This window comes from Pantoea piersonii, from assembly GCF_003612015.1.
Classification (GTDB): domain Bacteria; phylum Pseudomonadota; class Gammaproteobacteria; order Enterobacterales; family Enterobacteriaceae; genus Pantoea; species Pantoea piersonii.
In genome coordinates this window covers 173185-198066 of record NZ_RARB01000004.1, presented here as the reverse complement: position 1 = coordinate 198066, position 24882 = coordinate 173185, and the positions used below count along the sequence as shown (strand labels likewise).

Annotated in this window: 20 protein-coding genes and 2 tRNA genes; 7 read left to right on the top strand and 15 right to left on the bottom strand. The window is 58.7% G+C overall.

What is annotated here, in order from left to right; genetic code table 11:
* Nucleotides 1-21 precede the first annotated feature (21 nt).
* The 13 genes from rpsO to rlmE form a co-directional block, all read right to left on the bottom strand.
* Nucleotides 22-291 (bottom strand): 30S ribosomal protein S15, encoded by a 270-nt coding sequence (gene rpsO, locus D7S44_RS12880; protein WP_010615981.1) that lies wholly within the window; start codon nt 289-291, stop codon nt 22-24.
* A gap of 119 nt (nt 292-410) precedes the next feature.
* Nucleotides 411-1355, bottom strand: coding sequence for a tRNA pseudouridine(55) synthase TruB (gene truB, locus D7S44_RS12875; protein WP_120455420.1), 945 nt, complete (start codon nt 1353-1355; stop codon nt 411-413).
* Entirely contained in the window at nt 1355-1762 is a 408-nt protein-coding gene (rbfA, locus tag D7S44_RS12870) for a 30S ribosome-binding factor RbfA (protein WP_120455418.1), read from the bottom strand. The genes truB and rbfA overlap by 1 nt, the downstream gene beginning before the upstream one ends.
* Nucleotides 1763-1827: 65 nt before the next feature.
* Nucleotides 1828-4515 (bottom strand): translation initiation factor IF-2, encoded by a 2688-nt coding sequence (gene infB, locus D7S44_RS12865; protein ID WP_120455416.1) that lies wholly within the window; start codon nt 4513-4515, stop codon nt 1828-1830.
* Nucleotides 4516-4532: 17 nt separating this feature from the next.
* On the bottom strand, nt 4533-6020 hold the full coding sequence (gene nusA, locus D7S44_RS12860) for a transcription termination factor NusA (protein ID WP_081136885.1): 1488 nt from the start codon (nt 6018-6020) through the stop codon (nt 4533-4535).
* A 24-nt stretch (nt 6021-6044) separates the two neighbouring features.
* Complete coding sequence (gene rimP, locus D7S44_RS12855) at nt 6045-6497, bottom strand: ribosome maturation factor RimP (RefSeq protein WP_147402108.1); 453 nt, start codon at nt 6495-6497, stop codon at nt 6045-6047.
* 209 nt (nt 6498-6706) lie between these two features.
* Nucleotides 6707-6783 (bottom strand) — tRNA-Met (locus tag D7S44_RS12850).
* A 59-nt stretch (nt 6784-6842) separates the two neighbouring features.
* Nucleotides 6843-6929 (bottom strand) — tRNA-Leu (locus D7S44_RS12845).
* 48 nt (nt 6930-6977) lie between these two features.
* Nucleotides 6978-7313: a preprotein translocase subunit SecG gene (gene secG / locus D7S44_RS12840; RefSeq protein ID WP_103794032.1), complete on the bottom strand. Its 336-nt coding sequence runs from the start codon at nt 7311-7313 to the stop codon at nt 6978-6980.
* Nucleotides 7314-7529: 216 nt separating this feature from the next.
* Nucleotides 7530-8864: a phosphoglucosamine mutase gene (glmM, locus tag D7S44_RS12835; protein WP_120455414.1), complete on the bottom strand. Its 1335-nt coding sequence runs from the start codon at nt 8862-8864 to the stop codon at nt 7530-7532.
* A gap of 7 nt (nt 8865-8871) precedes the next feature.
* Nucleotides 8872-9705 carry a dihydropteroate synthase gene (gene folP / locus D7S44_RS12830; RefSeq protein ID WP_120455412.1) on the bottom strand — a complete coding sequence of 278 codons (834 nt, stop codon included), beginning with the start codon at nt 9703-9705 and terminating at the stop codon, nt 8872-8874.
* An 85-nt stretch (nt 9706-9790) separates the two neighbouring features.
* Entirely contained in the window at nt 9791-11716 is a 1926-nt protein-coding gene (gene ftsH, locus D7S44_RS12825; protein WP_033749306.1) for an ATP-dependent zinc metalloprotease FtsH, read from the bottom strand.
* Nucleotides 11717-11828: 112 nt separating this feature from the next.
* Nucleotides 11829-12458 (bottom strand): 23S rRNA (uridine(2552)-2'-O)-methyltransferase RlmE, encoded by a 630-nt coding sequence (gene rlmE / locus D7S44_RS12820; protein WP_120455888.1) that lies wholly within the window; start codon nt 12456-12458, stop codon nt 11829-11831.
* 126 nt (nt 12459-12584) lie between these two features.
* On the opposite strand from rlmE, the gene yhbY reads away from it, so the two are divergent.
* Nucleotides 12585-12878, top strand: coding sequence for a ribosome assembly RNA-binding protein YhbY (yhbY, locus tag D7S44_RS12815; RefSeq protein ID WP_120455410.1), 294 nt, complete (start codon nt 12585-12587; stop codon nt 12876-12878).
* A 121-nt stretch (nt 12879-12999) separates the two neighbouring features.
* Here yhbY and greA read toward each other — a convergent pair whose 3' ends face one another.
* Entirely contained in the window at nt 13000-13476 is a 477-nt protein-coding gene (gene greA, locus D7S44_RS12810) for a transcription elongation factor GreA (protein ID WP_120455408.1), read from the bottom strand.
* A gap of 250 nt (nt 13477-13726) precedes the next feature.
* Between greA and dacB the strand changes: the two genes are divergently transcribed.
* Genes dacB through pmrB form a run of 3 tightly spaced genes read left to right on the top strand, consistent with a single transcriptional unit; the run spans nt 13727 to nt 16881 of the window.
* The gene (dacB, locus tag D7S44_RS12805) at nt 13727-15160 is read left to right on the top strand and encodes a serine-type D-Ala-D-Ala carboxypeptidase (protein WP_120455406.1); all 1434 of its coding nucleotides are present in this window, start codon (nt 13727-13729) and stop codon (nt 15158-15160) included.
* Between the two features lie 3 nt (nt 15161-15163).
* Nucleotides 15164-15826: a two-component system response regulator PmrA gene (gene pmrA, locus D7S44_RS12800; protein ID WP_120455405.1), complete on the top strand. Its 663-nt coding sequence runs from the start codon at nt 15164-15166 to the stop codon at nt 15824-15826.
* Nucleotides 15823-16881 carry a two-component system sensor histidine kinase PmrB gene (pmrB, locus tag D7S44_RS12795; RefSeq protein WP_120455403.1) on the top strand — a complete coding sequence of 353 codons (1059 nt, stop codon included), beginning with the start codon at nt 15823-15825 and terminating at the stop codon, nt 16879-16881. The genes pmrA and pmrB overlap by 4 nt, the downstream gene beginning before the upstream one ends.
* Here pmrB and D7S44_RS12790 read toward each other — a convergent pair whose 3' ends face one another.
* Nucleotides 16882-19116, bottom strand: a complete 2235-nt coding sequence (locus D7S44_RS12790; RefSeq protein WP_120455401.1) for a TonB-dependent siderophore receptor — start codon at nt 19114-19116, stop codon at nt 16882-16884.
* 274 nt (nt 19117-19390) lie between these two features.
* Between D7S44_RS12790 and fes the strand changes: the two genes are divergently transcribed.
* Genes fes through D7S44_RS12775 form a run of 3 tightly spaced genes read left to right on the top strand, consistent with a single transcriptional unit; the run spans nt 19391 to nt 24774 of the window.
* Entirely contained in the window at nt 19391-20602 is a 1212-nt protein-coding gene (gene fes / locus D7S44_RS12785; RefSeq protein WP_120455399.1) for an enterochelin esterase, read from the top strand.
* Between the two features lie 40 nt (nt 20603-20642).
* Nucleotides 20643-20861, top strand: coding sequence for an MbtH family protein (locus tag D7S44_RS12780; RefSeq protein WP_120455397.1), 219 nt, complete (start codon nt 20643-20645; stop codon nt 20859-20861).
* Nucleotides 20854-24774, top strand: a complete 3921-nt coding sequence (locus D7S44_RS12775; protein WP_120455396.1) for an enterobactin synthase subunit F — start codon at nt 20854-20856, stop codon at nt 24772-24774. Before D7S44_RS12780 ends, D7S44_RS12775 begins: the two co-directional genes overlap by 8 nt.
* Nucleotides 24775-24882 lie beyond the last annotated feature (108 nt).

Genomic DNA, 24882 nt, shown 5'->3' with positions numbered 1-24882 from the left:
CTTTGATCAGATTCTTCAGACTTAGCGACGCAGACCCAGGCTTTCGATCAGGCTGGTGTAGCGAGCAACGTCTTTACGCTTCAGGTAGTCCAGCAGCTTACGACGCTGAGATACCATGCGCAGCAGACCGCGACGGCTGTGGTGGTCTTTTTTGTGCTCAGAGAAGTGACCCTGCAGGTGGTTAATCTGAGCAGTCAGCAGTGCAACCTGAACTTCAGTTGAGCCGCTGTCGTTAGCGCCACGACCGTATTTGGCAACGATCTCTGCTTTAGCTTCTACGCTTAGAGACATAATAAACTCCAGTAATAAATGAATGTATGGGTGCCGATCTCTAATTCAGCTACCCGCTTTAAAGCCGCGCTATTCTACTCTTCGCCCGATAGCAACGCAAATGCGGCGTTGAGCAATGATTACGCGGGGTACTCCACTACCAGACGACGCGGCGCCACGCGCCCGTCATCGGCGATTTCCGCCATCCCGATAAACTTATGCGCATCCCCTTCGGTGACGCGCACCAGTCCCTGCTGCGGCGCATCCGCCGCCTGAACCGGCATGCCCTGTTTGAAAAAGGCGGCAACGGCGGAGGGCAAATTCACCAGAGGGAACGCTTCCGCCGGGCTATCCATTGGCAGCAAAAGCGCGTCGAGCGGCGCGTAATCGGGCGTTTCCGCCGCGTTTACCGTCGCCGCTATGGCCTGCAGCTGCTCCAGCGTCATCATCTTTTCGATCGGGTAGCGCGCCACCTGCAAACGACGCAGCATAATGACATGCGCGCCGCAGCCGAGCTTCTCGCCCAGATCGTCGATAATGGTGCGGATATAGGTGCCTTTGGAAACGTGAATCTCCAGCTCCAGTTCATCGCCTTCCCAGCGGATAAACTGCAGTTCGAATACGGTAATCGGACGCGCTTCGCGCGGCACGGTGACGCCTTCGCGCGCGTACTCATACAGTTTCCGGCCCTGATACTTCAGCGCCGAAAACATGGTCGGCACCTGCATCGTCTCGCCGCGGAAACTCTCAAGCGCCGCATCGAGTTCGCTCTGGCTAAAGGTCACCGGACGGGTTTCGACGATATTGCCGTCAGCGTCGGAGGTATCGGTACGTTCGCCGAGGCGCGCGATCACGCGATAACGCTTATCCGAGTCGAGCAGATACTGTGAGAATTTGGTGGCTTCGCCGAAGCAAATCGGCAGCATGCCGGTCGCCAGCGGATCGAGCGCGCCAGTATGGCCCGCTTTGTTGGCGTTAAACAGACGCTTAACTTTTTGCAGCACATCGTTGGACGACGCGCCCTGCTGCTTATCGAGCAGAAACACGCCGTGGACGTCGCGGCCGCGACGACGAGGACGACTCATCAGTCCTCCTTGTCATCTTCCGTCGGGTTTTCACCGCGACGCTCGACATCGTTCCTGATAACGTTAGAGACCAGGTTCGACATGCGCATACCTTCAATCAGCGAATTGTCGTAGAAGAAGGTCAGCTCCGGCACGATGCGCAGACGCATCGCCTTGCCGAGTAGAATACGGATATAGCCAGACGCCTCTTTCAGCGCCTTCAGACCGTTTTTCACCGCATCCTCGTCTTTATCGTTGAGGAAGGTGACAAATACTTTGGCATAAGCGAGATCGCGCGAAACTTCCACGCCGGATACCGTCACCATCATGCCGAGACGCGGATCTTTAATCTCGCGCTGCAGAATGATTGCGATCTCTTTTTGCAGCTCCTGCGACACGCGCTGTGGGCGGCCAAATTCTTTCGCCATAATCAACTCTCCAAAATAATTCGGGAGGCCAGCGGCCTCCCAAATTGCAACACATCGTCCAGTGCTTAGTCGATGGTGCGCTTAACTTCAATCACTTCGAACACTTCGATCATGTCGCCAACGCGAACGTCGTTGTAGTTCTTCACGCCGATACCACACTCCATGCCGTTACGCACTTCGTTGACGTCATCTTTGAAGCGACGCAGAGATTCCAGCTCGCCTTCATAGATAACCACGTTGTCGCGCAGTACGCGGATCGGATTGTGACGCTTGATGTTACCTTCGGTGACCATACAGCCAGCGATCGCGCCGAACTTCGGTGACTTGAACACGTCACGAACTTCAGCCAGACCGATAATCTGCTGTTTGAACTCCGGTGCCAGCATACCGCTCATCGCTGCTTTTACTTCGTCGATCAGATTATAGATGACGGAGTAGTAACGCAGGTCGACGTTTTCAGCATCAATGACGCGACGCGCAGAGGCATCGGCACGCACGTTGAAGCCGAGGATGATCGCGTTGGATGCCGCAGCCAGGGTTGCGTCGGTTTCGGTGATACCGCCCACGCCAGAACCGATAATCTTCACCTTCACTTCGTCGGTGGAGAGTTTCAGCAGCGAGTCGGAGATCGCTTCCACAGAACCCTGGACGTCGGACTTCAGCACGATGTTCAGCTCGGAAACTTCGCCTTCGGTCATGTTGGCGAACATGTTTTCCAGCTTCGCTTTCTGCTGACGCGCCAGTTTGACTTCGCGGAACTTGCCCTGACGATACAGCGCCACTTCACGCGCTTTCTTCTCGTCACGTACGACGGTTGCTTCATCGCCCGCTGCCGGCACGCCGGAGAGACCGAGGATTTCCACCGGAATGGACGGACCCGCTTCCAGCACTTCGCGACCCAGTTCGTCACGCATCGCGCGCACACGGCCATACTCGAAGCCGCACAGCACGATGTCGCCTTTGTTCAGGGTACCTTCGCGCACCAGAACGGTCGCTACCGGACCGCGACCTTTATCCAGGAAGGATTCGATCACGACGCCGCTCGCCATACCTTCACGGATAGCGGTCAGCTCCAGCACTTCCGCCTGCAGCAGAATCGCGTTCAGCAGGTCGTCGATACCGGTACCGGCTTTCGCAGAGACGTTGACGAACATGTTTTCGCCGCCCCACTCTTCCGGGATGATGCCGTACTGCGTCAGCTCGTTCTTCACGCGATCCGGATCGGCTTCTGGCTTATCGATTTTGTTGACGGCAACCACTACCGGCACACCCGCCGCTTTCGCGTGCTGGATCGCTTCGATGGTCTGTGGCATCACGCCGTCGTCAGCCGCTACCACAAGGATAACGATATCGGTCGCCTGCGCACCACGTGCACGCATCGCGGTAAACGCGGCGTGGCCCGGGGTGTCCAGGAAGGTGATCATGCCGTTGTCGGTTTCGACGTGGTAAGCACCGATGTGCTGGGTAATGCCGCCCGCTTCGCCAGAGGCGACTTTGGTCGAACGAATGTAGTCCAGCAGTGAGGTTTTACCGTGGTCGACGTGACCCATGATGGTGACGACCGGCGCGCGCGATTCTTGCGCAGCATCGGTATCGCGATCGCTCATTACCGCTTCTTCCAGCTCGTTCTCGCGGCGCAGGATCACTTTATGACCCATCTCTTCCGCTACCAGCTGAGCTGTTTCCTGATCGATAACCTGGTTGATGGTCGCCATCGCGCCCATCTTCATCATCGCTTTGATGACCTGCGAACCTTTCACCGCCATTTTGTTAGCCAGTTCGGCTACGGTGATGGTTTCGCCGATGATGACGTCACGGTTAACAACCTGAGCAGGTTTGTTGAAGCCTTGCTGCAGCATGCTTGGCTTGCGGTGTTTGCCGCCTTTGCCGCCGCGAATCGCCGCGCGCGCTTCTTCGCGATCGGTTTTGGCTTCGGAATGCTTGTTGCCTTTTTTCGCCGGACGCGCCGCTTTAGCGGTGGTGCGCGCACGTGCGCGGCCCGCTTCAACCTGACGGTCGTTTTCGTCTTCAGCCTGACGGGCATGAGTCGAGGTAGTGACGTGATAGTCGCCTTTATCCTCTTCCTCAGGTTTTTCCCATTCAGCCGATTTCTCTTCAGCCAGGCGGCGCGCTTCTTCAGCAACGCGGCGTGCGTCCTCTTCCAGCTTACGGCGCGCTTCTTCTTCCGCTTTACGCTTCAGTTCAGCCGCTTCCGCTTCGCGACGGGCTTTGTCGGACTGCGCAGCCTTGGTCATATCGTCGGTTTGATGATTCGTCACTTTTTCTTTTTCCGCTGCTTCACGCTTCGCCTTTTCAGCGGCTTCGCGCTTGGCTTTCTCTTCGGCTTCACGTTGCGCTTTTTCTTCAGCTTCGCGACGGGCTTGTTCTTCAGCCTCGCGTTGCGCCTTTTCTTCCGCTTCACGCTGAGCCTGGGCTTCTGCTTCTGCCTGTTCAGCTTCCGCATCACCTTTTACGTAGGTGCGCTTTTTGCGGACTTCGATTTGCACCGATTTACTTTTACCCCCGGTGCCTGGGATATTCAAGGTACTGCGTGTCTTACGCTGCAATGTTAACTTGCTTGAGCCGGTCTGACCATGCTCGCGATTGAGGTGAGACAATAAAGTTTCTTTCTCTTGCTGCGTGACCGCGTCGTTCTCCGACTTGCGGATCCCTGCGTCAGCGAATTGCTGAACCAGGCGATCGACCGGGGTCTGAATCTCTGCGGCCAGCGATTTTACGGTTACATCTGTCATGCTGTTCCTTCCTGTTATTACGCGTCATCGCCGAACCAGCAGATATTTCGCGCGGCCATAATCAGCGCGCCGGCTTGCTCATCATTCAGCCCTTCAATATCCGTCAGATCGTCGACACCTTGCTCGGCGAGATCTTCCAGCGTGCAAACGCCTTTCGCCGCCAGGCGGTACGCCAGCGTACGATCCAGGCCGTCGAGATTCAGAAGATCCTCAGCGGGCTCCTGATTACCACGGCTCTCTTCTTTCGCCAGCGCCAGGGTGGTTAACGCATTTTTGGCTCGTTCACGCAGGGCTTCTACGGTCTCTTCGTCCAGACCATCAACGTCCAGCAGCTCGTTGATCGGCACGTATGCCAGCTCTTCCAGCGAAGAGAAGCCCTCTTCCACCAGTACGGTGGCGAACTCTTCGTCGATGTCGAGATGTTTAGTAAACATATCAATAGCAGCATGCGCTTCGGCCTGGTGTTTCGCCTGCAGATCATCGACGGTCATCACGTTCAGCTCCCAGCCGCTCAGCTGGGAAGCCAGACGCACGTTTTGGCCGTTACGGCCGATCGCCTGAGCCAGATTGCCGGCTTCAACAGCGATATCCATGGTGTGGTTATCTTCATCAACCACGATTGACGCCACGTCGGCCGGCGCCATGGCGTTAATAACAAACTGCGCCGGGTTATCGTCCCACAGCACGATATCGATACGTTCACCGCCCAGCTCGCTCGATACGGCCTGTACGCGCGCGCCGCGCATACCGACGCAGGCGCCGACCGGATCGATACGTTTGTCATTCGTTTTCACCGCAATTTTAGCGCGTGAGCCCGGATCGCGAGCCGCCGCTTTAATTTCGATGACTTCTTCGCCGATCTCTGGCACCTCGATGCGGAATAGTTCGATCAGCATTTCGGGTTTAGAACGGGTCACGAACAGCTGCGCACCGCGCGCTTCCGGACGTACGGCGTAAAGTACGCCGCGAATACGGTCGCCCGGACGGAAGTTCTCACGCGGCAGCATGTCTTCGCGCAAAATCACCGCTTCGGCGTTGCTGCCGAGATCGAGAGTGATATTGTCGCGATTCACTTTTTTCACCACGCCGGTGATGATTTCGCCTTCGTGCTGGCGGAACTGATCGACCACCATCGCACGCTCAGCTTCGCGCACTTTCTGCACGATAACCTGCTTCGCGGTCTGGGTGGTGATGCGGTCAAAGGTGACCGATTCGATCTGATCTTCAACGTAATCGCCCAGATTGAACGCTTCATCCTCGAAGCGGGCTGCTTCCAGCGTGATCTCGCGCGTCGGCTGCGTGACTTCTTCTACGATTTCCCAACGGCGGAAGGTGTCAAAGTCGCCGCTTTTGCGATCGATGCTGACGCGAACGTCAATCTCTTGCTCATACTTCTTCTTGGTCGCAGTTGCCAGCGCGCTCTCCAGCGCTTCGAAGATTTTCTCACGCGGCAGGGCTTTTTCGTTAGAAACGGCTTCTACAACAGCTAAGATCTCTTTGTTCATCCTGGTTAGCCTCAATCCGGACTTTTAAAAGTGGGGGACCAGGTTCGCTTTCTGAATATTACTCAGCGCGAACACCTCATCTTTACCCTCAACGGTCACCGTCACCATCTCGCCTTCGACCGACTTGATGATGCCCTGCCATTTGCGACGGTTCTGTACCGCCATGCGCAGGACCAGACTGACTTCTTCGCCTGTAAACCGTACATAGTGTTCCGCGGTAAACATGGGGCGATCCAGTCCCGGTGAGGAGACTTCAAGGTTGTAAGCCACGGTGATGGGATCTTCCACATCCAGCACTGCGCTTACCTGGTGGCTGACATCCGCGCAATCATCGACATTGATGCCATCTTCACTATCAATATAGATGCGCAGGGTTGATGTGCGACCACGAACGAATTCAATACCGACCAGTTCATAGCCGAGCGCTTCTACTGGAGCCGATACCAACTCTGTCAATTTTTGCTCTAATGTGGACAAGCCCACCCCCAAGACATAAAAAAAGGGCTTAATAGCCCAGTGTTGCGATTTCCTGATAACAAAAAACCCCGAAAATTCGGGGCTTTTTGTGACTGGACCCTGTACGCCGCTAAGCGGCTCGGCACCGTCCAGAAGAATTTTTTTCAAAACTCGCTGCGATGCGCCCGTCGATGCACACAGTATATTTGAAAAAGAACTCTAAGGGAAAGTGGTTGCGGGGGCCGGATTTGAACCGACGACCTTCGGGTTATGAGCCCGACGAGCTACCAGGCTGCTCCACCCCGCGTCCGAAAACGTGACGAATGTTACGCCGATCTTGCGATTTTTGCAAGTAAAACTCAGATTTGGTACCGAGGACGGGACTTGAACCCGTAAGCCCAATCGGGCACTACCACCTCAAGGTAGCGTGTCTACCAATTCCACCACCTCGGCACTTTTCAGACCGCGACTTGAATCTGTCGCGTCGCAAGCATGACGAACTTATTTCGGGATATCATTACCCGGCGTTGCCGGTTGTGCAGGCTGAGTCGATTGCGTTGACTGAGCCGGCGCTGACAGATTTTCCCACTCGCTTCCTTTTGAAGTCTTATTGGTGTTCAGGTTACCCAGAACAAGGCTGATGATGAAGAACAGCGCCGCCAGAATGCCGGTAGTGCGAGTCATAAAGTTACCTGAACCCGTAGAACCGAACAGCGTTGCGGATGCGCCTGCACCGAATGAGGCTCCCATATCAGCGCCTTTACCTTGCTGCAGCATAATCAGACCCACAAGGGCGATGGCCACAATAAGGAAAATAACTAAAAGAGCTTCGTACATAATCAACCTGTTTCCTTGCGCGATAACCGCACAGTTAAGCTTCAGCCAGTATAGATGGGCCGTGTCGTCATCACCCATCAGAAGCGGGTGTGAATACTAACCAAAGGCGCATACCTCTGCAAGTGCAATTTTCTTTAACGCGACTGACTGCGGAAAAAAGCGCCATCATGATGATTTTAACGGCGGATCGGCGTAAAAACCGACGCCGTCAGCCGCTTAAACCGCTTTTACCTGCTCGGCGATCCGATGCGCCAGCTCGGTGACCTGCGCTTCATTTTCCCCTTCGACCATAACGCGAATCAGCGGCTCGGTGCCCGATTTACGCAGCAGCACGCGTCCGCGTCCGCCGAGCGTCTTCTCGACCTCCGCCGTTACGCTTTTCACCGTTTCATTCTCCAGCGGGTCGCTGGAGCCGCTGAAGCGCACGTTGACCAGCACCTGCGGCAGCATTTTCATGCCGCTGCACAGGTCGTGCAGGCTCATATGGTTGCGCACGATTGCAGTGAGTACTTGCAAACTTGCCACAATGCCGTCGCCGGTGGTGGTTTTATCCAGCAGAATAACGTGCCCGGAGTTCTCCGCGCCGAGACGCCAGTTTTTCTCCTGCATCTTCTCCAGCACGTAGCGGTCACCCACTTTCGCACGCGCAAAAGGAATGCCGAGCTGCTTCAGCGCCAGCTCCAGGCCCATATTGCTCATCAGCGTGCCAACCACGCCCCCGCGCAGCTGGCCCTGACGCAGCCCCTCGCGCGCGATAATATAAAGGATCTGGTCGCCATCGACTTTTTCGCCCAGGTGGTCGACCATCATGATGCGGTCGCCGTCGCCGTCGTAAGCAAGGCCGAGATCGGCTTTCTCCGCCAGCACGCGTTGTTGCAGCATACGCAGATCGGTCGCGCCGCACTCTTTGTTGATATTCATGCCGTCGGGCTGCGTGGCGATAGCGATAACGGTCGCGCCCAGCTCGCGCAGCACGTTCGGCGCAATGTGATACGTCGCGCCGTTGGCGCAGTCGACCACGATTTTCAGGCCGTTGAGGCTCAGCTCGCTGGGAAAAGTGCCCTTGCAGAACTCAATGTAACGACCGGCAGCGTCCACGATACGGCTGGCGCGGCCCAGTTCGGCGGACTCCACGCAGGTCAGCGGCTTCTCCATCTCCAGCTCAATCGCCTCTTCGACTTCATCCGGCAGCTTAGTGCCTTCAGCAGAGAAGAATTTAATGCCGTTGTCGTCAAACGGGTTGTGCGAGGCGGAAATAACAATGCCCGCTTCGGCGCGGAAGGTACGCGTCAGATAGGCGATAGCAGGCGTCGGCATCGGGCCGGTAAACGCGGCGGAGAGGCCTGCCGCCGCCAGACCCGCTTCCAGCGCCGACTCCAGCATATAGCCGGAAATGCGCGTGTCTTTGCCGATCAGCACCTTTCTTGAGCCATGGCGCGCCAGCACTTTGCCTGCCGCCCAGCCCAGCTTCAGGACAAAATCAGGGGTAATCGGCGCTTCGCCAACTTTGCCGCGAATGCCATCTGTACCGAAATATTTACGATCACTCATGCCTTAATTATCCTTTTGCTCTCCGTGTCGCTTCGACAACGCGCATCGCCTCGACTGTCTCTTTAACATCATGTACGCGAATGATCTGCGCGCCCTGCATGGCGGCGATCACGGCGCAGGTCAGGCTGCCTGTCAGGCGCTGCGACGGCCCGACGTTCAGCAGCTGACCAATCATGGATTTACGCGACATACCCACCAGCAGCGGCAGTTCAAAACGGTGAAAATGGCTGAGGTGGGCCAGTAGCGCATAGTTGTGGCTGAGATTCTTACCGAAACCGAAGCCAGGGTCGAGCAGCAGATGCTCTTTTTTAATGCCCGCGGCCTGGCAACGCGCAATTTGAGCCTCGAAGTAAGCGTCCACTTCGCTGACGACATCGTGATACTCAGGCGCCTGCTGCATGGTACGCGGCTCGCCCTGCATATGCATCAGGCAAACCGGCAGGTTAGCCGCCGCGGCTGCCTCCAGCGCGCCAGGCTCAGACAGCGAACGAATATCATTGATGATGTGAGCGCCTGCTCGCGCCGCTTCACGGATGACTTCAGCTTTTGAGGTATCGACCGAAATCCACACTTCAAAGCGCTGCGCAATCGCCTCCACGACCGGGATCACGCGCGCCAGCTCCTCTTCGACACTGACTTCATCTGCGCCGGGTCGGGTCGATTCGCCGCCAACGTCGATAATCGTCGCGCCTGCGTTAACCATCTCATTGGTGTGCGTCAGCGCCTCTACCAGAGAGTTATGTTTTCCACCATCGGAGAAGGAGTCCGGCGTGACATTCAAAATACCCATCACATGGGGAAACGATAAATCGAGATGGGCATCACGGGCGTACAACTTCATAGGGGAAATCTCCTCTGATTACCTGATAACGGATGTAAAAAACCCCGGACCAGCCGGGGTTTTTGCAAGGGTGAACAGAACCCTGTTATTTATCGAACTGCTCTGACATGGTGTTGCCAGGATTCGGCGTGCGCGGTTCATCAACCGGACGCGGTGCTTTCGGCGTACCGTTGCTGTCGGAGTTGCTGCCTGGATCTTCCCAACCCGCTGGCGGACGCACTTCGCGGCGCGCCATCAGGTCGTCGATCTGCGGAGCGTCAATGGTTTCATACTTCATCAGCGCGTCTTTCATCGCGTGAAGGATGTCCATGTTTTCGCTCAGGATACGGCGAGCGCGCTGGTAGTTGCTGTCGATCAGATGCTTAACTTCCTGATCGATAATACGCGCGGTTTCGTCGGACATGTGTTTCGCTTTCGCCACAGAGCGGCCCAGGAATACTTCGCCCTCTTCTTCCGCATACAGCAACGGACCCAGTTTTTCTGAGAAGCCCCACTGCGTCACCATGTTGCGCGCCAGGTTAGTGGCCACTTTGATGTCGTTAGAGGCACCGGTGGAAACGTGTTCCGCACCGTAGATAATCTCTTCAGCCAGACGGCCGCCGTACAGGGTCGAAATCTGGCTCTCCAGCTTCTGACGGCTGGCGCTAATCGCATCGCCTTCAGGCAGGAAGAAGGTTACGCCAAGCGCACGTCCGCGCGGAATAATCGTCACCTTGTGCACCGGATCGTGTTCCGGCACCAGACGACCGATAATCGCGTGGCCCGCTTCGTGATACGCGGTGGATTCCTTCTGCGCTTCCGTCATCACCATGGAGCGGCGTTCCGCACCCATCATGATTTTGTCTTTCGCTTTCTCGAATTCAACCATCGATACCACGCGCTTGTTGCCGCGTGCAGCAAACAGCGCCGCTTCGTTCACCAGGTTAGCCAGATCCGCACCGGAGAAGCCCGGCGTACCGCGCGCGATGATGCCTGCGTCGATATCGGTCGCCAGCGGTACGCGGCGCATATGCACTTTCAGAATCTGCTCGCGGCCACGCACGTCCGGCAGACCGACGACGACCTGACGGTCAAAGCGACCGGGACGCAGCAGCGCCGGGTCGAGAACGTCTGGACGGTTAGTCGCAGCGATGACGATAATGCCTTCATTGCCTTCAAAACCATCCATCTCAACCAGCATCTGGTTCAGGGTCTGCTCACGTTCATCGTGACCGCCACCGAGACCTGCGCCGCGCTGACGACCGACGGCGTCGATCTCATCGATAAAGATGATGCAGGGAGCGGCTTTCTTCGCCTGTTCGAACATGTCACGCACGCGAGATGCACCGACGCCCACGAACATTTCCACGAAGTCAGAACCGGAAATGGTGAAGAACGGCACTTTCGCTTCGCCTGCGATAGCCTTCGCCAGCAGGGTTTTACCGGTACCCGGCGGGCCCACCATCAGCACGCCTTTGGGAATTTTACCGCCCAGCTTCTGGAAGCGGCTCGGTTCGCGCAGATACTCGACCAGCTCACCGACTTCCTCTTTCGCTTCGTCGCAGCCTGCCACGTCAGCGAAAGTGGTTTTGATCTGATCTTCCGTCAGCATACGGGCTTTGCTCTTGCCAAAGGACATCGCGCCTTTGCCGCCGCCGCCCTGCATCTGGCGCATAAAGAAGATCCACACGCCAATCAGCAGCAGCATCGGGAACCAGGAGATAAAGATCGAAGCCAGCAGGCTCGGCTCTTCCGGCGGTTCGCCAACTACTTTGACGTTTTTGGTCAACAGGTTATCGAGTAACTTGGGATCATTGACAGGAATGTAGGTCGTGTATTTATTACTGTCTTTCTTGATTACGTTAATCTCACGCCCGTTAATACGTGCCTCGCGGACCTGATCCTGGTTCACTTCCGACAGGAAGGTTGAATAATCAACCCTACGGCCATTCGACTCGCTGGGCCCAAAGCTCTGGAATACTGACATCAGCACGACCGCGATGACTAACCAGAGAATCAGGTTTTTCGCCATGTCACTCAAGGGATTAACCTCATATTACAACGGTGTTAACAGACAGCGTAGGGTACTATATATCCTTCATACATGGAATCGCGGCTGGTGGGCTGCAACTTCATCAATTGGGCTATAGTTTGCGCCCTGTCGCCACAATGTACACTTCGCGCGAACGTGATCGCGAAGCGTCCGGCTTACGAATTTTCACTTTCGTAAACAGGGAGCGAATTTCCCGCAGGTATTCATCGAAGCCATCTCCCTGAAACACTTTCACTACAAAACTGCCGCCCGGCGCCAGGATATCCCGACACATTTCGAGCGCCAGTTCAACCAAATACATCGACCGGGGAATATCTACGGCCGGCGTCCCGCTCATGTTGGGCGCCATATCCGACATGACCACCTGCACTTTTTGATCGCCTACGCGATCAAGCAGCGCCTTAATCACCGATTCTTCACGAAAATCGCCCTGAAGGAAATCGACGCCGACGATAGGATCCATCGGCAGAATATCGCAGGCGATAATGCGTCCCGAAGAGCCAATTTGCTGCACCACATACTGTGACCAGCCGCCGGGGGCCGCCCCCAGATCTACCACGGTCATACCGGGTTTGAAAAGCTTGTCACCCTGTTGTATTTCATCAAGTTTAAACCAGGCGCGCGAACGCAACCCTTTTTTCTGTGCCTGTAGCACATATTTATCGCTAAAGTGTTCCTGTAACCAGCGGCTGGAGCTGGCCGAACGCTTTTTACCCGTCATAATTTTCTCAACTAAATCGTCATCGCAGCGATAAACCTGCACGCAATGGGTTGCGTTGATTTGGTGATAACCCCGAGATGGCGGTAGAATGAACCGTTTTCAATCCCTGAGTAAGCAAAAAATACGATGAATCTAAGTACCAAACAAAAACAGCACCTTAAAGGCCTCGCCCATCCACTGAAACCGGTGGTGATGCTGGGCGGCAACGGCCTGACCGAAGGCGTGCTGGCCGAAATCGAATCCGCGCTGGAACATCACGAACTGATTAAGGTGAAAATCGCCTCGGAAGATCGTGAAACCAAACAGCTGATCGTTGAGGCTATCGTGCGTGAAACCAAAGCCAGCAACGTGCAGGTAATCGGTAAAACGCTGGTGCTGTATCGCCCTTCTAAAGAGAGCAAGATCTCTCTGCCGCGCTAATGCGCACGCCGTAAAAGCGGCCAGAGAAAGTGCCATGCTCCCGCATGGGTTAAAAGGCCGCATCGCGGCCTTTTCCATTCTTTACATAATGCTTCCACGCTTTTCAAAGCGTAGCTGTCCCTTAAAGGTATTCCACTTTAAGGATTTCATACTCAACATCGCCGCCCGGGGTTTTGATGATGGTCACATCGTCCACCTCTTTTCCTACCAGACCGCGCGCCATCGGCGAGTTAACCGAAATCAAATTTTGCTTAAAATCCGCTTCGTCATCGCCCACGATGCGATAGGTCGACTCTTCGTCGGTATCGGTATTGAGCACGGTCACGGTCGCGCCGAAGATCACGCGGCCATTGTTCGGAATGGCGGTTACGTCGATAACCTGCGCGTTAGAGAGCTTGGCTTCGATCTCCTGAATACGGCCTTCGCAAAACCCTTGCTCTTCGCGAGCGGCATGGTACTCGGCGTTCTCTTTCAGATCGCCGTGCTCGCGCGCTTCAGCGATTGAGGCGATGATACGCGGGCGTTTGACGGTTTTCAGTTCGTTCAGCTCTTCGCGCAGCTTTTCGGCGCCCCTTAACGTCATCGGAATCTGATTCATTTAAGCTCCTCGCTCTCTTTCCTGTTTTAACGGCGTCATCCTGACCAGTGTCCACAGAAAAACCGGTTCTGCAGGGCCTGACCCTCGTTTTGCAAATAAAAGAATCCTGACCCGGAAAAGGTTCCAGGCCAGAAAGTGGTTTTGCATTTTGATACGTATTTTAACCCAGAGTTCCCTGCTGGTCATCGTTTACTTTGCACCACTGCGGGACGTAGTATTGACGGCTTCACCTGCCAGTTACCGCGAGATTATGCGATTTTCACGACTTGTTACCGGACTAACCTGTGCGTTTATGCTGCAGGCACAAGCAGCGCCCGTAGATGAATACATGCAGTATTTGCCTGATGGCACCAATCTGGCGCTGATGGTGCAGAAAGTGGGCGCCAGCGCCCCGATAATCGATTATCACGGCAAACAGATGGCGTTGCCCGCCAGTACCATGAAGGTGATTACCGCGCTGGCGGCGCTGCTGGAGCTGGGCGGCGACTACCGCTTTCAGACCACGCTGGAAACCAAAGGCGCCATCAGCGACGGCACGCTAAACGGCGATCTGGTCGCGCGCTTTGCCGGCGATCCTACGCTGGGCCGTCAGGATCTGCGCAATATGGTCGCCGCGCTAAAGAAGCAGGGCGTGACCCATATCAAAGGCAACCTGGTGATCGACACCTCGGTGTTCGCCAGTCATGACATGGCGCCGGGCTGGCCGTGGAACGATCTGACGCAGTGCTTCAGCGCGCCGCCGGGCGCGGCGATTGTGGATAAAAACTGTTTCTCCGTCTCGCTCTATAGCGCCAGTGCCCCGGGTGAAACCGCCTTTGTGCGCATCGCCTCTTACTATCCCGCTCATATGTTCAGTCAGGTGCGTACGATTGGCCGCAACAGTGGCGAAGGGCAATATTGCGAACTCGACGTAGTGCCGGGCGAACTTAACCGCTATACGCTGACCGGCTGTATGCGCCACCGCGCGGAGCCGCTGCCGCTGGCGTTCGCCGTACAGGACGACGCCGCCTGGGCCGGCGAGATCCTGAAACAGGAGCTGCGTCAGGCCGATATCGATTACAGCGGCCATCTGGTGCGCCAGACGCAGGTCACTTCGCCGGGCACCGTGCTGGCCTCGACCCAGTCGGCGCCGCTGCATTCGCTGTTGCATACTATGCTGAAAAAATCGGACAACATGATTGCCGATACGGTATTCCGCACCATCGGCCATCACTATTTCAACGTGCCTGGCACCTTCCGCGCGGGTTCGGACGCTGTTCGCCGCATCCTGCGCGAGAAAGCCAACATTGATTTAGGCAACAGTATCCAGGTTGATGGATCGGGGCTGTCGCGCCACGATCTTATCGCGCCGGATACCATGATGCAGGTGCTGCAGTACATTGCGAAGAACGACGCGACGCTGGATTACATCTCCATGCTGCCGCTGGCGGGCCATGACGGCACGCTGCAATATCGCGGCGGTCTGCACGAGGCGGGCGTCGATGGCAAAGTTTCAGCTAAAACCGGCTCGCTGCAGGGCGTCTATAATCTGGCGGGCTTTATTACCACCGCCAGCGGCGCGCGCGTCGCCTTTGTGCAATACCTGTCAGGCTATGCCGTACCGCCGCAGGATCAACGCACGCGGCGCGTTCCGCTGGTACGCTTTGAGAGCCGACTCTATCGGGATATCTATCAGAACAATTAGCGCATGAAAATATTGATCGTTGAGGACGATGTACTGCTGCAGGCGGGCCTGACTCAGGCCCTGAGCAGCCAGGGTTACGCCGTTGACTGCGCCGCCAGCGCCGCCGAGGCGGATGCGTTGCTGCACAGCGCGCAGTACAGCTTGATCGTGCTGGATCTCGGCCTGCCGGATCGCGACGGCGGCGATCTGCTGCGTCAGTGGCGGCGATCCGGCGTCGATCTACCGGTACTGATCCTGACCGCGCGCGATGCGCTCCAGGATCGCGTGGAAGGACTCGACGCCGGTGCCGACGACTATCTGATTAAGCCGCTGGCGCTGGCGGAGCTGCAGGCGCGCGTGCGCGCGCTGATCCGTCGCTATCAGGGCCACAGCGATAACATGCTGCGCCAGGGCGATCTGACGCTCAACCTCTCTTCGCAGCAGGTATTGCTGGAGAACCAGCCGCTTGACGTCACGCCCAAGGAGTTCGCGCTGCTGACGCGTCTGCTGATGCGCATCGGACAAAATGTGCACCGCGAAACGCTGCAGCAGGATCTCTACAGCTGGCAGGATGATACCGGCTCTAATACCCTGGAAGTGCATATTCATAATCTGCGCCGCAAGCTGGGCAAGGACCGGATTAAAACCGTACGCGGCGTCGGCTATCGTCTGGAGAACCGCGAATGAACAGTATGCGTCAGCGCTTACTGATTATGCTGGCGCTGATTCTGCTGACCTGCCAGATCATGAGCGCGTTCTGGCTGTGGCATGAGAGCCGTGAACAGATCGGCTTTCTTGTTAACGAAACCCTCTCCGCCAAGGCGCGCAACGATCGCGTCGAAAATGAGATCCGCGAAGCGATCGCCTCGCTGCTGCTGCCCTCTGTGGTGATGGTGGGCCTGACGCTGGTGCTCTCATTCTGGGCGATTAGCTGGATCGTGCGTCCGCTACGCGCGCTGCAGACCAGCCTGGCGCAGCGCTCCGCCGATAATCTCACGCCGCTCGACATTCAGTCCGATATGGAAGAGATCGTCTCGGTTACCGGCGCGATTAATCAGCTGCTGGCGCGCCTTGACCATACGCTACAGCAGGAACGTCTGTTTACGGCAGACGCAGCCCATGAGCTGCGCACGCCGCTCGCCGGGCTGCGCCTGCACCTTGAGCTGTTGCAGCAGCAGGGCGTGCCGCACAGCGAGATGCTGGTGGCGCGCATCGATCAACTGATGCATACCGTTGAACAGCTGCTGATGCTGGCGCGCGCCAGCCAGGCGCTGGCCAGCGGACTCGCGCAGCCTGTTCACTGGCTGACCGAAATACTGCATCCGCTGCAGCCGGAGATGCGGGAGCTGGTGGAACAGCGCCAGCAGCAGCTTACCTGGCCGGAAAAAGCGGTAGCGCAAAGCCAGGGCGAGCCGGTACTGCTGCGTCTGCTGCTGCGCAACCTGCTGGAAAACGCGTCGCGCTACAGCCCGGCGGGCAGCCAGATTGCAATAACCCTGGAAGAGAGCGACAGCCACATTATTCTCAGCGTTATTGATGAGGGGCCGGGCATCGATCCCGAGGCGGCGGAAGAGTTGACTAAAGCGTTTCGCCGTCGCGATCAGCGCTACGGCGGCAGCGGTCTGGGGCTGAATATTGTCCTACGCATCTTGCAGATGCACTACGGCGAGCTGAAGTTAATCAATCGCAGCGATCGCAGCGGGCTGATTGCCCGCTGCGTACTGCCGCTGCGTCTTAACTGATTAGAAATGGGTATTCAGGCTGACATAATAAGTACGGCCTGATTCATTGTAGGTATTCGCGCCTGCGCCATAGAGATAAGCGCCCGTCGTGGCATTGCCGGTGGTCTGCGCGTTGCCCTGGCGGTAGTGACGCTTGTCAAACAGGTTGTCGACGCCGACCGTTACGCTGGCGTATTTATTTACGTCATAGGTGCCGCTTAGCCCGATGATGGAGTAAGGACTTACCTGCTTCGTCGCACTGCCGGTCACGGCATTACCTTTGTAGTCATACTTTTTCGGCACCTGTTTGCCGTACCAGGTGAAGGTGGTTTGCAGCGACAGATCCTGCGTCGCCTGCCAGCTCAGCGTAGAATTCAGCGTGTATTCAGGAATAATCGACAGGCGATCGCCGGTCTCTTTATTCTTGCTCTGCAGCATGTACGTGAAGTTGTTATTCCACGCGATACTGTCAGTCACAGGAACGTTCACCGTTCCCTCCAGCCCCTCTACCACCGCTTTCGGCACGTTCTCCCACTTATAGATGTCAGTGGTGCCGTTAGAGGCTTTGCCGGACGGCGCATAGCCCGCCTCAATCTTGTTGCGGTAGTCGTTGCGGAACCAGGTCAGCCCCGCCTGATAACCTTCATGCTTCCACTCCAGCCCAATCTCTTTGTTGATGCTGTTTTCCGCTTTCAAGTCGCTGTTGCCCTGTAAATAGCAGGAGCCGGTGCTGGCGGCGCAGCCCTGGCCTTTGCTGTAGAGCAGATAGTTCGGGTTGGTCTGGTAGAGACTCGGCGCTTTATAGGCGCGGCCGATGCCCATCTTCAGCGTAAAGTCATCTCCCAGGCCCTGGGACAGGTTAAGCGACGGGCTCCAGTTATCGCCGACGATAGAGTGGTGATCGAAGCGCAGGCTGGGCGTCAGCATGGTGCTGTCGGTCAGCTCCAGATTGTCTTCGGCGAACATCGAGAAGATCTCCGCCTGCGAATAGGGGCTGCGCCCGCTGCTGGAGATGCCCGGCACCGCGCCGTCAGAGGCGGCCTGAGTGGTAGATGAGGGATCTTTCATACGCTGCTGGTTCCACTCGACGCCGAGGGTGGCGGTCTGATTCACCAGCAGCTCGAACGGCACGCTGATTTCGCTATGCAGCAGCACATCGTTCAGCTCAATCGTATTGAAGCCGCTATTAGAGAAGATGCCTTCGGTGCCGCCGGCCAGCCCTTCGTTAATGCGTGAGTTGCGCGTGTTTTCATAGCGCGCGTAGCTGTTGGTGCTGATGCCGTTATCCCAGGCGCCGGACCATTTCACCGCAAAGTTCTGGCGGTAGAGCCGGTTGGTCTCTTTGCCATAGAGGCTCTTCACCAGATCGCTGGTATTGGTGTTCTGGGTGTCGCCGGAGTAGAGATTGCCCTGGCGGCTGTAGCCCGCCTGAAACTCCAGCGCCTGCATCGGCGCAAACGCCCAGCGCAGCATGGCGTTAATGTCTTTATTGATCACCCCTTCGCGGCCTGCCGGGTAGCTTCCGGCATAGGTTCCGGTACGTTCCGCTGCATGTCCTTCGTTGATGTTGTAAGCGTCCGCCTGGGTTTTCGCCAGATTGCCGTAGAGACGGAAGCTGACGTCATCGCCCAGCGGCCCTTCCAGACTGAAGTTAGTGCGCCGCGTTGCGCCCTCTTCTTTATGCTCAGGCACGTTGTAGTAAGCGTTCCAGGAACCATGCCACTGCTGGTCCTCATTTTTTTTGGTGATGATATTCACTACGCCACCCGCCGCGCCGTTGCCGTAGCGCACCGCCGCCGGCCCGCGAATAACGTCGATGCGTTCGATCATCTCCGGCGGCACCCAGTTGGTATCGCCGCGCGTGTCACGTTCGCCGCGCCAGCCCAGCCGCACCGAGTTGCGGCTGGAGATCGGCATGCCGTCTACCAGAATCAGGGTATTTTCCGGCCCCATGCCGCGAATATCGATCTGGCGGTTGTTGCCGCGCTGGCCGCTGGTGGAGTTGCCGGTCAGGTTGACGCCCGGCATGGTGCGAATAATTTCCGACACGTCGCGCGCAGGCGGGCGCTTTTTAATCTCGTCGGCGGTGATAGTCGAAACGCCCGGTGCCTGCAGGTTCTGCTGCGCCGCGCTGACCACCAGCGTGTCGCCGCTGCTGGAGGCAGAAGTGCTGCTGCTGTCTGCAGCCTGTACGCTGGTGGCAGTCAGGCCGAGTTCAATCAAAATGGCTAAGGACAAACGGAATAATTTACGCATTTTTATGTTCCTGGATTGCCAGCGGAAACCTGTTCGTCTCCTGCGGGCGCGCCGGTGAAAGAGTCTTTCCTTGCAAGCAAGCATTCCAGCCGCACCCAGGCTTTCCATCGCGGAACATCCGTCTGACAACACAGGCTGATGAGGCTGGCGGAACGCGCGCGCTCCTGATATCGGAGCGGGAAACACCCTATTGCAAATGCAAATAATTATCAATAGTATTCTTCATAACATCTGTGAAACTTTGCGCGCATCAGGCCCAGTAAATACTCTATTTATGACATGGTTAACCAACGAAACCGGCAGTGAATCCTGGTGGCATACCTTAAAGCAGCAGGGGCTTCCTTTAATTGAACTGGTCGGTAACGGCGAATGCGGCGTGACCTTTTTCTGGCGCGATCCGCAGGGGAACGAAGCCACCTCTCCCATCCGCCGTGTCTGGATCAATATAACCGGCGTCACTGACCATCATCAGCGCGCCGCGCCCCGCTCGCTCAGCCGCATTGCAGGCACCGACGTCTGGTTCTGGCGCACGCAGCTGCCTGCCAGCTGGCGCGGCAGCTACTGCCTGATGCCCGACAGCGATCCCGCCTCATTTGCGGGCGAACCAGATATGCAGACTCTGCGCGCCTGGTGGAGCAAAAAATTTCCCACCGCGCAGAACGATCCGCTAAACCCGCTGCGCGGCTGGGCGGGCGGACGCGGCATGCGCGTGTCGCCGCTGCATCTCCCTGAGGCACCCGATCAGCGTGTCTGGCAGGCGGTCGACAGCGGCTGCGCGCCTGTGCTGCCGCTGCAGCACCATATCTGGCAGAGCGCGCGCCTCGGCAATCGTCGTTCGGTGTGGGTTTACGCTACCGGCGACGCACAGCCGAGCGCGCGTCCGCTGGCGCTGCTGCTGGACGGTCAGTTCTGGGCCAACAGCATGCCGATCGCCTGGCCATTACAACAGCTTACCGACGCGGGCGAACTGCCGCCGGCGGTCTATGTCATGGTCGATATCATCGATCGCGAACATCGCAGCCGCGAACTGACCTGCAACGCCGATTTCTGGCTGGCCCTGCAGGAAGAGCTGCTGCCGCAGCTGCAGGGTTGGGCACCGCATCGCGCCAGCGCCGCCGAGACGCTGGTGAGCGGGCAGAGTTTTGGCGGGCTCTCCTCCGTCTGGGCGGCGCTTAACTGGCCACACCATTTCGGCGGCGCCATCAGCCTTTCCGGCTCGTTCTGGTGGCCGGAGCGCGGCCAGGCCAACGGCAGGCTGATCCAGCAGCTGCAGCAGGGCGAATACCGTCTTTCGCCGTCGCGCTTCTATCTGGAAGCCGGACGTCGCGAGCATCTGATCTTCAAAGCAAACCAACAGCTTAAACAAGACCTCTCCGCAGCGGGACATCAGGTCATTTTCCACCCGGTCGACGGCGGCCACGACGCGCTCTGCTGGCGCGGCGGCCTGCTCAACGGACTGAAAGCAATGTGGCAACATCTTCTTTAAATCGCCTGGCTAGCCCGGCTGGTGCGGGCAGGAGACCGATATGCAACCTAATCCCTTTGACGATCCGCAGCAGGATTGTCTCGTGCTGATAAACGCTTATCAGCAATACAGCCTCTGGCCTGCTTTCCGCGCGCTGCCCGCCGGCTGGCGCAGCGTATTCGGCCCCCGGCCGCAGGCGGAATGTCTGAACTGGCTCAATGCGAACTGGCGCGATATTCGCCCCGCTCACCCGACTGCGAACCGGAGCGACCATGTCTGAGACCCTGATGAATTCCCTTCATACCGACCAGAAAATCCTGCCGCTGGTTGCGGCGCAGCCCGGCATCTGGATGGCCGATCAGCTGTCGCAACAGGCTAACGCCTATGCGGTCGCGCATTTTGTCGAGTTGCGCGGCGAGCTGGACAGCGCGCTGCTGCGCAAGGCGATCGTCGCCGGAATGCAGGAGGCCGACACGCTGAATATGGCCTTTGGCGAACGTGAGGGCGAAGCGGTGCAGTGGCTGTCGCCGCAGACCTTTACGCTGCCTGAGGTTGTCGATCTGCGTCAGGAGGCGGATCCGGAAGCCGCCGTGCGCGCCCTGATGCGCGCCGATATGTCCGGCGACCTGCGCGTGCTGAGCGGCGCGCCGCTGTGGCATCACCAGCTGATGCGCCTCGGTGAGCAGCACTGGTTCTGGTATCAGCGTTATCATCACCTGGTGGTAGACGGCTTTAGCTTTACCGCCCTGACGCGCCGCATCGCCAACCTCTACAGCGCATGGATGCGCAACGAAACGCCGGAGCCGACCCCGTTTGTCCCTTTTAGCGACGTGGTAGAGGAGTACCAGCGCTATCAGGCGTCGCCGACCTGGCAGCGGGACCGCGACTTCTGGCGCGAGAAGAGCGCGCAGCTGCCGCCGCCCGCCACCCTCTCCCCGCTGCCGCTGGCTGGACAGAGCGCCAGCACCGCGCTGCTGCGCCATACTCTCTCGCCGGACCGCGCGCTTTTCCAGACGCTGACGCAGCAGATGGACGTCAGTGCAGCCGACGCCGCCTTTGCGCTGGTGGCGCTCTGGCTGGCGCGCCTGAGCGGCCAGAATGATTTCGCCGCAGGCTTTATTTTTATGCGCCGCATCGGCTCAGCGGCGCTCTGCGCCACCGGCCCGGTGATTAACGTGCTGCCGATGGCGGTGCACTACGATCCCGCTCAGCCGCTCAGCGCGCTGGCGCGCCAGCTGGCCGCCGAAGTGAAAAAGATGCGCCGCCATCAGCGCTTCGACGCCGAGCAGGTTCAGCGCGACGCAGGCCGCCTCGGCGATAGCGATCCGCTCTACGGTCCGGTTATCAACCTGAAGATGTTTGACTATCAGCTCGATTTCAACGGCATTGAGGGCATAACGCATCAGCTCGCTTCCGGGCCGGTGCGCGATCTGGAGATCGCTATCTATATCAGCGAACAGGGCGAGCTTACGCTGGAGCTGCTGGCCAACGCTGAACGTTATCAGGAGAGCGTACTGGCGCAGCACGCCAGCCGTTTCGATCTGCTGCTGCGCCAGCTGGCGGCGCAGCCCGAGCGTCCCTGCGGCGAGCTGGATCTGCTCACCGAGGCGGAGCATCAGCAACTGGATCGCATCAACCAGACCGCCCTAATGCTGCCGGAAGCGACGCTCAGCAGCCTGCTGCAGGCGCAGGCGCTGCGCACGCCGGACGCGCCCGCGCTGGCGGACAGCCGTCACCAGCTGAGCTACCGCGAGATGCGTCAGCAGGTCGAGGCGCTGGCGCAGCAGCTGATCGCCAGCGGCGTGCAGCGCGGCGATATCGTCGCCGTGGCGCTGCCGCGCTCGATCTTTCTGTCGCTGGCGCTGCAGGCGATCGTTAGCGTCGGCGCAGCATATCTGCCGCTTGATACCGGCTATCCTGACGATCGCCTGCGAATGATGCTGGAGGACGCCGCGCCGAAGACCTTGATCACCAGCCGCGATCTGGCAGCGCGTTTCGCCGTGCTTTCTTCTGTCGCCCCGCTCTTTTATGACGCGCTGCTGCCAGCTGCGGCCGCGGGCGAGCATGCTCAGCATCCGCGTCCGCAGGACGGCGCCTATATTATCTATACCTCCGGCTCGACCGGACGACCGAAAGGGGTGCTGGTCGGCCATGAGGCGATCGTCAACCGGCTGCTGTGGATGCAGCAGAGCTATCCGCTCTCCGCCGACGACGTGGTCTTGCAAAAGACCCCCAGCAGTTTCGACGTCTCCGTCTGGGAGTTTTTCTGGCCGCTGCTGACGGGCGCGCAGCTGGTAATGGCGCCGCCGGACGCGCACCGCGATCCCGACGCGCTGCAGCAGCTCTTCGCGCGCTGGCGCGTCACCACCACGCACTTTGTTCCCTCGATGCTGGCGGCGTTCGTCGCCTCATTGCAGGACGACGAAGCTGTTACGCGCTGCGCCAGCCTGCGCCGCGTCTTCTGCAGCGGCGAAGCGCTGCCTGCCGGGCTGTCTCGTCAGTGGGAAGCCCTGACCCGGGTGCCGCTACACAACCTCTACGGCCCGACCGAGGCGGCGGTAGACGTCAGTTACTATCCCGCTTTCGGCCCCGAGTTGGCGGCGGTAGAAGGCGCCAGCGTGCCGATCGGTTTCCCGGTCTGGAATACCGGCTTACGCATTCTTGATGCGCGCCTGCAGCCGGTTCCGCCGGGTGTCGCTGGCGATCTCTATCTCACCGGCGTGCAGCTGGCGCACGGCTACCTCGACCGCCCCGACCTGACCGCCAGCCGCTTTGTCGCCGATCCCTTTGGCAACGGCACGCGCATGTACCGTACCGGCGACGTTGCGCGCTGGCTCGCTAACGGTGCGGTGGAATACCTTGGCCGCAGCGACGATCAGCTTAAGATCCGCGGCCAGCGAATTGAACTGAATGAGATTGACCATGCGCTGGCGTCGCAGCCAGGCGTTCTGCAGGCGGTGACGCATGCGGTGGTGCTGGGCAACGCCGGCGCGCAGCAGGGCGATGCGCGCCAGCTGGTAGGCTATGTCGTGGCAGATCGGCCGGTTGATGCCGAGGCGATACGCGCCGCGCTGGCGCAACAGCTGCCCGCGCATATGGTGCCGGCCGCGATCGTCGAGCTGGAGGCGCTGCCGCTCAGCAGCAACGGTAAGCTGGACCGCAAAGCCCTGCCGCTGCCGCAAAGCCGCGCGAACGACGCGGGCCGCGCGCCGCTGCCGGGACTGGAGACGCAGCTGGCGGAGGCGTTCGCCACGCTGCTGGCGCGCGACAGCGTCGGCGCGCAGGAGGACTTTTTTGCGCTGGGCGGTCATTCACTGCTGGCGATGCGCCTGGCAGCGCAGCTGCGGCGCGAACTGCAACTGCCGGTTTCCGTCGGTCAGATTATGGTCGCCGCTACGGTTGAGAAGCTGGCGGCCCTGCTGAGCGACGCGCAGGCGGCGCAAAACGCTGGCTTCGAGCCGGTACTGCCGCTGCGCCAGGGCAGCGGGCCGACGCTCTTCTGCTTCCATCCGGCGTCGGGCTTCGCCTGGCAGTTCAGTGTTCTGCAGCGCTATCTTGACGCACGCTGGTCAATCGTCGGCATCCAGTCGCCCGACGCCAGCGGCCCGCTCAGTCAGGCGGCGCATCTGGACGCGGTCTGCGACGCGCACCTCGCCACGCTGCGCCAGCAGCAGCCGCACGGTCCTTACTACTTCCTCGGCTATTCGCTGGGCGGCACCCTGGCGCAGGGCATCGCCGCGCGGCTGGAGGCGCTTGGCGAAGAGGTAGCGTTCCTCGGCCTGCTTGATACCTGGCCGCCTGAGACGCAGAACTGGGATGAGAAACGTGGCGAGAACCAGCTGGATCCGGCGGTGCTGGATGAGGTTAACCGCGAACGCGAACAGTTTGTCGCCGCGCAGCGTCAGCAGGCGGGCGAAGGGCTGGAAGCGATGTTCGATGCGATTGAGGCCAACTACGCCAGTTCGGTACGCCTGCTGGCGACGGCACGCAGCGCGCGCTTCAACGGCCGCGCCACGCTGTTCCTCGCCACCCAGACGCAGCAGCCGGGTCAGGATGCGCGCCGCGCCTGGGCGCCCTATGTAGGCGAGCTTGAGGTTCGGCCGCTGGCGTGCGCCCACGTAGAGATTATCTCGCCGCGCATGTTCGCGCAGATCGGTCCGCAGTTGCAGCAGTTGCTGGCAAAGTTTGCCTGATTCCAGAGTAAGGTGCGGTCACGGGTAGTCTGGTCCGATCGCAAAGTCGCTCAAGGCATCCATGCCCGCTCGGCCCGCGCCATCCATGCCGCGGGACGCTTTGCTCTT